This window comes from Enterocloster lavalensis, from assembly GCF_046603895.1.
In the GTDB taxonomy this organism is placed as follows: Bacteria; Bacillota; Clostridia; order Lachnospirales; family Lachnospiraceae; genus Enterocloster; species Enterocloster lavalensis.
This window is the reverse complement of sequence record NZ_CP176637.1, coordinates 2349149-2360888: the sequence shown is the minus strand read 5'-3', so window position 1 is coordinate 2360888 and position 11740 is coordinate 2349149. Positions and strand designations below refer to the sequence as shown.

The following is an 11740-nucleotide window of genomic DNA, read 5'->3' as shown; positions in this document are numbered from 1 at the left end:
CGAAAATGGGAATGAATGTAAGAGGAAGAAGCTTTCTGAAACTGCTGGACTACACCCCCCAGGAGATCCGCTATCTGCTGGATCTCTCGAAGGAGTTTAAGGCGATGAAGCGCAGTGGGACGCCCCACTGCTACCTGCCCGGCAAAAATATTGTGCTGATTTTTGAGAAGACGTCCACCAGGACCCGCTGCGCCTTTGAGGTGGCGGCCCGGGATCTGGGCATGGGAGTCACCTATCTGGATCCGGGCAGCAGCCAAATGGGCAAAAAGGAGAGCATCCCGGACACCGCCCGGGTGCTGGGAAGAATGTACGACGGCATCGAGTACCGCGGTTTTGACCAGAAGCTGGTGGAGCAGCTGGCCGAATACTCCGGCGTGCCGGTCTATAATGGCCTGACCGACCAGTTCCATCCCACCCAGATGCTGGCGGACCTTCTGACCATCGAGGAGAAGTTCGGATGCCTGAAGGGCCTGAATTTCACCTACATGGGCGACGCCCGCAACAATATGGGCAATTCCCTGATGGTGGCCTGCGCGAAAATGGGCCTGAACTTCACCGCCTGCGCGCCGAAGGAGCTGTTCCCGGCTGAGGATCTGGTGCGGGAGGCGGAGCGCATCGCCGCGGAGAACGGCAGCACCGTGCGCCTGACCGAGGACGTGACCGAGGGAGCCACAGGGGCGGACATCATCTACACGGATATCTGGGTGTCCATGGGCGAGCCGGACGAGGTCTGGGATACCCGCATCCGCCTGCTGCGCCCCTACCAGGTGAACCGCAGCCTGATGGAGAAGGCCGGCCCCGGCGCTCTGTTTATGCACTGCCTGCCCTCCTTCCACGACACCAAAACCGTGATTGGGGCCCAGATTGCGGAGAAATTCGGCCTGACGGAGATGGAAGTGACCGACGAAGTGTTCGAATCCAGCCAGTCGGTGGTGTTCGACGAGGCGGAGAACCGGATGCATACCATCAAAGCGGTACTGTACGCGACTTTGTGTTGAGAACCGGTCCCGTTTTCAGGAGGCATTATGAAACGTAATAAAAAACGGATTGTGGTGGCGCTGGGAGGCAACGCCCTGGGAAATACCCCGGCGCAGCAGCTGAAGCAGGTGCGGGCGGCCGCCGGGATCATCGCGGACCTGGCCGCGGAGGGCCACGAGCTGATCATCGGCCACGGAAACGGGCCCCAGGTGGGGATCATCAACTCGGCCATGAACTACGCGGCCCAGTGCGGCCCGAGAACGCCCTATATGCCTTTCGCCGAGTGCGGGGCAATGTCCCAGGGTTTTATCGGCTACCACCTCCAGCAGGCCCTTCAGCAGAGCCTGCAGAGGCGGGGGATCGGCAAGACGGTGGTCAGCGTTGTGACCCAGGTGGAGGTGGATCCCCAGGACCCGGCATTTTTACATCCCACCAAACCCATTGGGAATTTTTACACCCGTGAGGAGGCGGAAGAGATCAGCGCCGAGCGGGGATTTACCTTTGTTGAGGACGCGGGGAGGGGCTACCGCAGGGTGGTGCCGTCCCCAAGGCCCAGGCGGATCGTGGAGCTGGGCGCCATCCGCAAGATGGTGCAGAGCGGCCTGCTGGTCATCGCCGCAGGCGGAGGCGGGATTCCGGTTGTGGAGGAGGATGGGGAGCTGCGCGGCATCGACGCGGTGGTGGACAAGGATATGTCCTGCAGCCGCCTGGCGGTCCAGATGAAGGCCGATATGCTGCTGATCCTCACGGCCGTGGACCGGGTCTGTATCAATTTCAACCGGCCGGACCAGAAGGCGCTGGACCGGATGACCATCGGTCAGGCGCAGGAATACATAAAAGAGGGACAATTCGCGCCGGGCAGCATGCTGCCCAAGGTGGAGGCCTGCCTGGAGTTCGCAGAAGCCCTGCCGGGGCGGGCGGCGGTGATCACGTCCCTGGAGAGCGCCCGGGCGGCCCTGGAAGGGCTGAGCGGCACGTGGATACGGTCGGAGGAGACGGTCCCCGGCGGGATGGCCCGGTATGGATCGGACTTGTGTGGAGAGGCCCGGTGTGGAGCGGACCGATGTGAAGCGGCCTGGTATGGATCGGACTCGTATGGAGAGGCCCGGTATGGAGAGGCCCGGTATGGAGCGGACTCGGGTGGAGCGGCCCCGGCTGAAACCGCCCCCCAAGGCGCGCCCGCGTGTCCTGCGTTCCAGGAGGACGGCGACGTGTTGGTTACTGCAATCTGAAATCTGAAAGCGAATTATACCCTGCAGAGAAAGGGAGGAAGGATATTATTATGGCTTTTAAATTACCTGAATATCATCATCCGGATTTTACCCAGCCCATGTTTGTAAACGCCCCGGACGTTAAGTTTGAGGAGGCGGAAATGGACGGCGTGGCGCCGGAATATTACCACAGCACCTCCATGTACCCGGAGTATTTCAAGATCAATGGGAAATGGGTGCTGGCGGAGGAGAGCCGCATGGATTCCAGCGTGGTGATCTGTGACGACGGCCACCTGGCGGTGGTGGAGAACCGCAACCTGAAAAAGGGAGATAAAGTGATCCTGGGCCGCAGCGAGAAGGCCGAGGAGGGCATTTACATGCACTGCAACGGCTTTACGGCGGAGGGCGAGGATCTGGACGACCAGTTCGTGTTCCGCCAGGGCAGGAGCCGCGAGACTTCCTACGCCCGGGACTACGACAACCTGTTCGAGCTGCTCCGGCATGAGCGGGAGCACGGGAATATCGTCTGGGTCATGGGTCCGGCGTTTTCCTTCGACTACGACGCCAGAGCCGCCATGCAGGCTCTGGTGGAGAACGGTTACGCCCACGGCCTGATGGCCGGAAACGCCCTGGCCACCCACGACCTGGAGGGCGCGCTGCTGCACACGGCCCTTGGGCAGGACATTTACACCCAGAAATCCCAGCCCAACGGCCACTACAACCACCTGGATGTGATTAACAAGGTGCGCAGAAGCGGCTCCATCCCCCAGTTTATCGAGGACTACAAGATCGACAACGGGATCATTTACAGCTGCGTGAAGAACGGTGTGCCCATGGTGCTGACCGGGTCCATCCGGGATGACGGCCCCATGCCTGAGGTGATCGGGGACGCCTACAGGGGTCAGACCGAGATGCGTGGCCTGGTGCGCGGCGCCACCACGGTGATCTGCCTGGCTACCATGCTGCACACCATCGCCACCGGAAATATGACGCCCTCCTTCCGGGTGATGCCGGACGGCCAGATCCGCCCCGTGTACCTGTACACCGTGGATGCGGACGAGTTTGTGGTGAATAAACTTCTGGACCGCGGAAGCCTGTCCGCCACCACCATTGTGACCAATGTCCAGGACTTTATCGCCATCGTGGCCAAGGGGCTGGGCGTGATGAAATAACGGGTCCATTGCATTCAAACAATCGCCCGCGGGCTTCGCAGGGCCCATTGCATACAATAAAAGGCGCAGGCCAATCTACGGCCTGCGCCTTTTGGCAGGATATTTCCCGGCAATGCGCTGTCCGGCGCCGCCGCTGCGCCCGACGGCGCATATCTCTTACAGCGTGTTTTCCTGAATCTCGATGCTCTGCCGGAATGCCCCCGGGGTCATGGTGCGGAACCGCAGGAAGTTGCGGGTCAGGGTCTTGGCGCTGTTGTAGCCCACGTCGATGGCGATCTGGGTGATGCTCTTGTCGGTGCGCTTGAGCAGCTCAGAAGCCCGGTTGACGCGCACGAAGTTTAAAAAGTCGGAGAAATTCTTCTCAACCTGATACAGGAGGATGGTGTTTAACTCCTTCAGCGAAATATGGAACTGCTCCGCCGTGCTCTGGGGCGTCAAATGCTCCGCATAGTTCCGGTAAATATACGTTACGATCTCATAGGCATCTCTTGTCATCCTGATATCGCATATTTCATAGACATTCTGATACGTTTTCCGAAAATCATTGGCTTTCATTCCGACCCGGGCCGCAAATACCTTGCAGATGTGGGAGCTGTCCACAAATCCCAGGATTTCCGCCAGCTCCTCCATGGTCAGGTTGGTATACAGCAGGAAATTGATGGTTTTTCCCACCCGCATCTCATTTAACAAATCAAAAAAGGACAACCCGGTGGTCTGGGTGATATAGGCGCTGATGGAGGACTCGCTCATGAAAAAGAGCTTGGACAGATTGGCCAGAGTCAGCTTCTCGCTGAGGTGGTTGTACATGTAGTGGAGGATATCGCTTTTCTGAATCCCCGTCCGGGCAGGCGGGGACACGGTCTTGCTGCGCTCACCGGCCCTGAGATAGAGGACAATCAGCTCCACCAGCTTGTTTTTCACGTAGAGGGAGTGGAGACGGCCGCTCTCCTCCGCGGGCTTCACGGACTCCACCCCCGTCTCGGCCCGAAGCTGCTCGAAAACGGTGCGGATTTCCGTATATTCCTCTTTGCCGCACTGCACCACCGGGCAGCCCGTCATCTCCTCGATCAGGCTCAAGGGCTGGCTGTCGGTGTTGTAAATGGATTTGATGATGGCGTTGATATTGTCGAAATAATAGGCAAGGAGATAATACTGCAGGGGGGAATCCACCTGGATTACATCGGAAATCTGCCAGGGCAGGATGGACACGATGGTGCCCGGCTTCAGCTCGTACTCCCGGTCCTGGAGCTTTAAAATGCCCTGGCCCTCGTTGATCAGCCAGAAGCGGGACATCTGATGGATCAGGGGCGTGGTGGGGGTATCGATCACCTCGGTGTCGATGCTGCAAATCCTGCGGTAATCCAGATTGGAGCAGTAACCATTTTGAATCGGCACTATTTTTCCCATGCTGCGGCCTCCTTTGTCGGACGTAATAGCGGAAAGACCAAAATCCCGGCTGTTTTGCCATAGGAACGGTTCTCTAACGTCATTATAGCGTGGTGGCAGGGATGGGGCAAGAGAAAATAGGGACATTTCCGGGGGTGTTTTTCTGTATTTTAATGGGGGTTTGGCCGGATCAGCCGGATTTTACGCATAAATTTCCTGCAAAATGAAAAAAAATTCAAAAACAGGGCCAAATGAACGAAAGTACAAAAGGTCATTTTTAAATATGGATTTTTGTACGATTGCAAAAATGATAGATTCGTTTAAAATTTAAAATTAGTACAGATATACAAAAAAATGGATTTATGGAAGGGGGAAATGGGACAAAAGTCCATTTTTTTGCAGGATAACCTGTCGGTCAAAAGGGGATGCACCCCTCATAAAATTTAATTTTTTTACCAGGAGGAAGGAGAAAGATTATGCGTAGAAAGTTTAAGAGGATTGCAGCGGCGGCGATGGCCACGGCGATGGCGCTCTCAGTGGCGGCCTGCGGAGGCAGCAAAAAGGACAGCGACAAGATCATACTGGGGTACATGGGCCCCCTGACCGGGGAATCCGCTCTCTGGGGGGAGGTGGAATCCAACACCCTGAAAATGCTGGTGGAGGAGACCAACGCAAACGGCGGCATCATCGGCAAACAGATTGAGCTGAAAATCTACGACAACCGGGGCGACGCGGTGGAGACCACCAACGCGGCCCGCAAGGCGCTCCAGAACGACGGCGTGGTGGCCTTCATCGGCCCGGACTCCTCCTCGGGTGCCATCGCCCTGGCGGAGGTGTGCGAGGAGTACAAGGTCCCCCATATCACCACCACGGGCACCAATTACAAGGTGACCCAGCGGGAGGAGGACGGTTCCGTCCGGCCCTACGCATTCCGCATCTGCCTGTCCGACCCGCAGCTGGGCGATATCATGGGCGGTTACGCTAAGGACAAGCTGGGCTACCAGAAGGTTGCCATTCTCTACGAGATCAGCAGCGAGTATTCCCTGGGAATCACCCAGAACTTTACCAATTCCTTTGAGGCCAAGGGCGGCCAGGTGACGATCACCGAGGCCTATAAGACCGGAGACGTGGATTTCCGGGCCCAGCTCTCCAAGATCAAGGAAAACGGGGATTTCGACGCGCTGATGATCCCGGCCAACTACAAGGAGGTTGGTCTGATCGCCAAGCAGGCGCGGTCGCTGGGCATCGAAGTACCGTTTTTGGGCGTGGACGCCTGGATGATGCAGGACCTGTTTGAGATCGCAAAGGACGAGGTACAGGGAGCGGTGTTCCCCTGCGCCATGGACGTGAACGACGAGAGCCTTCAGGAATTCAAGAACGCCTTCCAGGAGAAGTGGAATATGGACCCGGACAAGGGCGGCACGGATGCGTACCTGGCTTACGACTGCTTCGAGCTGGTCAAGTACGCCATCGAGACGGCGGGCGAGGCGGATCCCCAGAAGATCCGGGACGCTATGGAAAATGCTAAAGACGTGCAGTGTCTGACCAGCGTGATTTCCATGGACCCGCAGACCCACAACCCCGTCCGCACCGCTTCCATTTTCCAGATTCAGGGAACGGATTTTGTAAAACTCGACGAGTACCGCATGGAATAACAGTAACAGTTCAGACGGCGGGAAAATTGACGCGGAAAGCCGCGTCAAGCTCGCTTATAAGCGGATTTCCGTGTCAATTTTCACATCGGATGTCTGAACTGTTACGAATAATAGGAGGGAGGGAACAGGATTGTTCTTTCAACAGTTGATAAACGGGCTGTCCATCGGAAGCATCTACGCGCTGATGGCAGTGGGGTATTCCCTGATCTACAGCCTTTTGAACTTTACGAACTTCGCCCACAGCATCACCGTCACCATCGGAGCCTTCTGCGCGTTTTTCTTCCTGTCGCAGCTGGTGCAGAACCTGTTCCTGGGGATTCTCATCGCGGTGCTGGCGGCCGGAGGGCTGGCCATGCTGATCGAGCTTTTGGGATACCGGCCGCTGTTAAAGAAAAAGGCCCGCCGGATCTACCTGCTGATCACCGGCCTTGGAATTTCCACCATGTGCGAGAACCTGATCATCATCAGCTTCAGCAGCCGGTTCAGGGTGTACCCGGTGAACTTTTCCAACGAGTCTATTAATCTCTTTGGGGCCAGCGTTGGACAGGTGGACCTGATCATTTTCGTGGTGAGCATCACGGCCCTGGTGCTGGTGGAGCTGTTTATCCGTAAGTCCCGGGTGGGCCTGGCCATACGGGGGGCGTCCTACGATCTGGACGCCACCTCCCTGATGGGCGTGAACGTGCAGAAGCTGATTCTGCTGGTATTTTTGATCGCAGGCTCCCTGGCCGGCCTGGCGGGGGCTCTTCTGGGCGCGAAATACACGGCCTTCCCGACGCTGGGCACGGCCATGACCAACAAGGCGTTTATCAGCTCGGTGTTCGGCGGCCTGGGAAGCATCCCCGGCGCGGTGCTGGGGGCGATCACGCTGGGGATCGGCGAGACCATGATTTCCAGCTATATTTCCTCCTCCATGCGAGACATTTTCGCCTACGCGCTGCTGGTGATCGTGCTGTTCGTCCGCCCGTCGGGGCTGATGGGAAAAGCCACGGAGGACAAGGCATGAGGGAGGTGCGAAGATGAATTATTGGATGGGTGTTGCGACACTGACCGGCATTTATATGATTGCGATTCTGGGCGTTTCCATTCTCACCGGGTTCACGGGCCTGTTTTCCATGGGCCACGCGGGTTTTATGGCAATCGGGGCATACACCTCCGCCCTGATCACCAAGACCTTCCACGTGCCCATTCTGGTGGGCGTGTTCTGCGGGATGCTGACCGCCCTGGTGATCGGGCTGATCATCGGCTATCCCACGCTGAAGCTGAAGGGGGATTATTTTGTAATCGCCACCCTGGAAATCGGGGAGGTGACCAAGCTGATCATCGAGAACATGCCAAATCTCACCGGCGGCGCCAGGGGCCTGACGGACGTGCCCAAGGGGGCAACCTTCCCGGTGGTGCTCTGCTTCCTGGTGGTGATCGTGTGGGGCCTGCGCAATTTCCTGCGCAGCAAGCACGGGCGCAACTGCATCGCGGTGCGGGAGGAGGAGCTGGCCACGGCGTCCATCGGGGCAAACGTGGCCAATTACAAGATGCTGGCAATGGGGATCAGCTGCGCGCTCTGCGGCATTTCCGGTGCGCTTTTAGCCCACTATATGCATTATCTGAATCCCACCATGTTCAACATGGTGAAGTCGGACGAGCTGGTGATGACGGTGATTCTGGGCGGCTGCGGCAGCCTGACCGGCACCATCGTGGCCTCCATGATCCTGGTGCCCTTGCCCGAGATTCTGCGATTCGGCTCTGTCCAGGAGTGGCGCATGGTGTTCTACGGCCTGCTGGTGGTGCTGGTGATCATCTTTAAGCCTTCGGGCCTGATGGGGACCAAGGAGTTCAGCATACAGGGGATGCGGGATCTGGGAGACAAAGCCAAGAAGAAATGGAAGGAGCGGTAGCCCATGGCGCAGCAGGAATACATATTGCAGCTACAGAATGTCGTGAAGCGCTTTGGCGGCATCACGGCTTCCAACGATATAACCATCAATGTGCCCCGGGGCAGCATTTACGGAATCATCGGGCCCAACGGGGCGGGCAAGACCACGCTGTTCAACATGATTACCGGGGTGTACGATACCACGGAGGGCAAGGTGCTCTTTGAGGGACAGCAGGTCAACGGGCTGCCCACCCACGTGATCGCGGCCAGGGGAATCGCCCGGACCTTTCAAAATATCCGCCTGTTCGGGGACCTGTCGGTCTACGACAATCTGCTGACCGCCTGCCAGAAGAACATCACCTACGGCCTTCTGGACGGAATCCTGCGCACGGAGAAGTGCCGGAGTCAGGAGCGGGAGAGCCGGGAGTTCTGCGACCGTCTGCTGGAGGAGGTGGGGCTGTCGGAACAGAGGCAGCAGCGGGCCAACAACCTGCCCTACGGCATGCAGCGGCGGCTGGAGATCGCCAGGGCCCTGGCAACCCGGCCCAAGCTGATTCTGCTGGACGAGCCGGCGGCCGGGATGAATGAGGAGGAGAGCGACAAGCTGTCGGAGTTCATCCGGGAGATCCGGGAGAAAAAGGACGTGACCGTGGTGATCATTGACCACCACATGGACGTGATCATGGCGATCTGCGACCAGATCAGCGTGCTCAACTTCGGGACGCTGCTGGCGGAGGGAAAGCCCGATGAGATTCAGAACAATCCGGAAGTGATTTCCGCGTACTTGGGGGTGGATGAGTAATGCTTAGAGTGGAGAATCTCAGCTTTTCATATGGAAAAATCCAGGCGATCCGCAACGTCAGCTTCGAGCTGGACAAGGGCGAGATCATGGCCATCGTGGGAGCCAACGGCGCGGGAAAATCCTCCCTCATGAAGTGCATCGCCGGGCTGTTAAAGCCACAGTGGGGGGAAGTCTACCTGAATGACCGGAAAATGGAACCGGCCGCCTACAAGGTGGTGGAGCAGGGCGTGTGCCTGGTGCCCGAGGGGCGGTGGATTTTCCCCAATCTGACGGTGGAGGAGAATCTGATGCTGGGCGGATACACCAGCAAGAACCGGGCCGCAGGTATTGAGCGGGCTTACGGGATGTTCCCGCGGCTGGAGGAGCGAAGGAAACAGCGGGCGGGCACCATGTCCGGCGGCGAGCAGCAGATGCTGGCCATCGCCAGAGGGCTGATGGCAAATCCCAAGGTGCTGCTTCTGGACGAGCCGTCCCTGGGGCTTGCTCCGCTGATTGTCAATGATATCATGTCCATTATCCGGCAGATCAACGGGGAGGGAATCTCCGTGCTGCTGGTGGAGCAGAACGCCCGCAAGGCCCTGTCCATCGCCCACCACGCCTGTGTGCTGGAGCAGGGACGGATCGTCAAGACGGGAACCGGGGCGGAGCTGGCCGCCGATGAGAGCATCGTGGCGGCGTATCTGGGAAAAACGAAAAAGCGGTAGAGGGGGAATCTGGCGTGGAGGAGCGTGTACAGAAGGCAATGTTTGATTATTTCCGCCTGGAGGGACAGGCGGCTATCGTGACCGGGTCGGGCAACGGCATCGGCCGCGCCACGGCGATTATGCTGGCGGACCTGGGCGCGCGGGTGATGGTCTGCGATATCGAGGGAGACAGCGCAAAAAAGGTGGCGGAGGAGATCGGCGGACGGGGCGGTACGGCCCTTTACAACCGCTGCGACGTGACCAATCTGGAGGAGATCCGGGACACTATCGGGAAGACGGCGGAGGCCTTTGGTGGCGTGGATATTCTGGTCAATAACGCGGCGGGATTCGGCGGGGGCAGGACCTTCGACAGGATGACCTATGAGGAATGGGACCGGCTGATCCGCATCAACCTGACCGGTGCTTATATGTTTACCAACGAGGTGCTGCCTTATATGGTGAAAAAGCAGCACGGGAAGATCTGCATGGTCAGCTCGGGCGCGGCCCTTGGATATGATTTCTCCGATCCCCACTATGCGGCCTCCAAGGCCGGGATGATCGGACTGGCAAAGGAGTTGTCCCAGGAGCTGGCGAAGCACCGGATCAATGTGAACGCGCTGGGAACCGGGCTGACGGATACCCGCATGGCCCATCTGCCGGGGCGTTCCTGGGAGGACGAGACAAAGGGCCTGCCCTGGCACCGTGTGGGGACGCCCGAGGACCAGGCGGCGGCTATTGTGTTTTTGGTGTCCGAGGCGGCGGAGTATATTACCGGACAGGTGCTCTGTCCCAACGGCGGGGCATGGATGTAGGTTTGGGGAGCCGGGCGGCTGTCCGACCGGCTGCGTTTCCGGCGGGATGCGGGTATGGGGCGCGGGGAGTAAAGGCGTCTGCCGTGCCGGAGGAGGCTTGATTTTAGGAAAGGAAATGGGTGCGTTTTATGGAATATGATTATCTGAAAATAGCCGGACAGTCCGCAATCGTCACAGGCGGCGGCCGGGGAATCGGGAGAGCGACGGCGCTGGCACTGGGGCGCTTCGGCGTGAAGGTAGTTGTCTGCGACGTCCGTGACGACTGGGGCGAGGACGCGGTCCGGGAGATCCGGGAGGGAGGCGGAACCGCCATGTATTGCCACTGCGACGTGGCGGACCCGGGGCAGGTGAAGGAGCTTGTGAAGGCCGCGGTGGAGGCCTATGGAACCGTGGATATCCTGGTAAACAACGCGGGCATCGGCAGCGTTTCCCTGCCTTTTGAGGAGATCACGGACGAGGACTGGGACCGCATGTTGCGGGTGGACCTCACCGCGCCTTTTTATCTCAGCCGGGAGGTGATTCCCTACATGAAGGCGAAGCAGCACGGCAAGATCATCAACATCAGCTCCGGGTCCGGGATCATCGGCTGCGAGTTCTGTTCCCATTACGCCTCGGCCAAGGCCGGGCTGATCGGGTTCACCCAGTCCATCGCAAAGGAGCTGGGCAAGGACCACATCAACGCCAACGCCATCGCGGTGCCCACCACCCAGACGCCTATGCTGAAGGAGACGGATTTCGATGTGTTTGTGGAGGATGAGCTGCGGGATATCCCATGGGGGCGCATCGGAACGCCGGAGGACATCGCGGACATGGTGTTGTATTTGTCCTCAGACGCATCGGAGTATGTCACCGGCCAGGTGCTGGCCCCAAATGGGGGGAGACGGACGCCGGTTTAAGAGGAGCGAAAGGGCGGTTTGCGCGCAGGCGGGCCGGGCGGTTCCGATTGGGAGGCCTGTCTGTGATGGCAGGAGAACCGGCCTGGGCGGCGGAAAGCAGCTCGGGCGCCGGAAAGCAGCTCGGGCGACGGAGAACCGGCCTGGGTGGCGGAAAGCTGCTCGGGCGACTGAGAACCGGCCTGGGCGGCGGAAAGCAGCTCGGGTGACTGAGAACCGGCCTGGGCGCCGGAAAGCGGACCCGAGCAGAATATTACGGATAGAAGGAGCAAATA

10 protein-coding genes and 1 pseudogene are annotated in these 11740 nt (G+C 58.9%); 10 read left to right on the top strand and 1 reads right to left on the bottom strand.

Features of this window, described 5'->3' with window-relative positions; translation table 11 throughout:
- Positions 1-5: 5 nt before the first annotated feature.
- From argF to ACK2JC_RS10490, 3 genes and pseudogenes are all read left to right on the top strand, one after another.
- Positions 6-998 (top strand): ornithine carbamoyltransferase, encoded by a 993-nt coding sequence (gene argF / locus ACK2JC_RS10500; RefSeq protein WP_092371847.1) that lies wholly within the window; start codon positions 6-8, stop codon positions 996-998.
- 27 nt (positions 999-1025) lie between these two features.
- Positions 1026-1961, top strand: a pseudogene (gene arcC, locus ACK2JC_RS10495) (carbamate kinase); the annotation flags it as partial.
- A 299-nt stretch (positions 1962-2260) separates the two neighbouring features.
- The gene (locus tag ACK2JC_RS10490) at positions 2261-3361 is read left to right on the top strand and encodes a hypothetical protein (RefSeq protein ID WP_092371848.1); all 1101 of its coding nucleotides are present in this window, start codon (positions 2261-2263) and stop codon (positions 3359-3361) included.
- A 156-nt stretch (positions 3362-3517) separates the two neighbouring features.
- Here the strand turns inward: ACK2JC_RS10490 and ACK2JC_RS10485 are convergent, their stop codons facing one another.
- Complete coding sequence (locus tag ACK2JC_RS10485) at positions 3518-4768, bottom strand: AraC family transcriptional regulator (protein ID WP_276951988.1); 1251 nt, start codon at positions 4766-4768, stop codon at positions 3518-3520.
- A 455-nt stretch (positions 4769-5223) separates the two neighbouring features.
- On the opposite strand from ACK2JC_RS10485, the gene ACK2JC_RS10480 reads away from it, so the two are divergent.
- The 7 genes from ACK2JC_RS10480 to ACK2JC_RS10450 all read left to right on the top strand — a co-directional run bounded on the left by ACK2JC_RS10480 (position 5224) and on the right by ACK2JC_RS10450 (position 11468).
- On the top strand, positions 5224-6402 hold the full coding sequence (locus tag ACK2JC_RS10480) for an ABC transporter substrate-binding protein (RefSeq protein ID WP_092371972.1): 1179 nt from the start codon (positions 5224-5226) through the stop codon (positions 6400-6402).
- Between the two features lie 130 nt (positions 6403-6532).
- Complete coding sequence (locus ACK2JC_RS10475) at positions 6533-7408, top strand: branched-chain amino acid ABC transporter permease (protein ID WP_107435826.1); 876 nt, start codon at positions 6533-6535, stop codon at positions 7406-7408.
- Between the two features lie 13 nt (positions 7409-7421).
- Positions 7422-8297 (top strand): branched-chain amino acid ABC transporter permease, encoded by an 876-nt coding sequence (locus ACK2JC_RS10470; protein WP_411338486.1) that lies wholly within the window; start codon positions 7422-7424, stop codon positions 8295-8297.
- Positions 8298-8300: 3 nt separating this feature from the next.
- Positions 8301-9077 carry an ABC transporter ATP-binding protein gene (locus tag ACK2JC_RS10465; protein ID WP_320936094.1) on the top strand — a complete coding sequence of 259 codons (777 nt, stop codon included), beginning with the start codon at positions 8301-8303 and terminating at the stop codon, positions 9075-9077.
- Complete coding sequence (locus ACK2JC_RS10460) at positions 9077-9781, top strand: ABC transporter ATP-binding protein (protein WP_107435824.1); 705 nt, start codon at positions 9077-9079, stop codon at positions 9779-9781. Before ACK2JC_RS10465 ends, ACK2JC_RS10460 begins: the two co-directional genes overlap by 1 nt.
- 14 nt (positions 9782-9795) lie before the next feature.
- Entirely contained in the window at positions 9796-10572 is a 777-nt protein-coding gene (locus ACK2JC_RS10455) for an SDR family NAD(P)-dependent oxidoreductase (RefSeq protein ID WP_242999244.1), read from the top strand.
- Positions 10573-10700: 128 nt separating this feature from the next.
- A complete protein-coding gene (locus ACK2JC_RS10450; protein ID WP_320936095.1) occupies positions 10701-11468 on the top strand; it encodes an SDR family NAD(P)-dependent oxidoreductase in 768 nt (255 codons plus the stop codon).
- The last annotated feature ends 272 nt before the right edge of the window (positions 11469-11740 follow it).

Coding starts and splice junctions, on each gene's coding strand:
- argF (WP_092371847.1), top strand. CDS start 6: ATGGGAATGAATGTAAGAGGAAGAAGCTTTCTGAAACTGCTGGACTAC.
- ACK2JC_RS10490 (WP_092371848.1), top strand. CDS start 2,261: ATGGCTTTTAAATTACCTGAATATCATCATCCGGATTTTACCCAGCCC.
- ACK2JC_RS10485 (WP_276951988.1), bottom strand. CDS start 4,768: ATGGGAAAAATAGTGCCGATTCAAAATGGTTACTGCTCCAATCTGGAT.
- ACK2JC_RS10480 (WP_092371972.1), top strand. CDS start 5,224: ATGCGTAGAAAGTTTAAGAGGATTGCAGCGGCGGCGATGGCCACGGCG.
- ACK2JC_RS10470 (WP_411338486.1), top strand. CDS start 7,422: ATGAATTATTGGATGGGTGTTGCGACACTGACCGGCATTTATATGATT.
- ACK2JC_RS10465 (WP_320936094.1), top strand. CDS start 8,301: ATGGCGCAGCAGGAATACATATTGCAGCTACAGAATGTCGTGAAGCGC.
- ACK2JC_RS10460 (WP_107435824.1), top strand. CDS start 9,077: ATGCTTAGAGTGGAGAATCTCAGCTTTTCATATGGAAAAATCCAGGCG.
- ACK2JC_RS10450 (WP_320936095.1), top strand. CDS start 10,701: ATGGAATATGATTATCTGAAAATAGCCGGACAGTCCGCAATCGTCACA.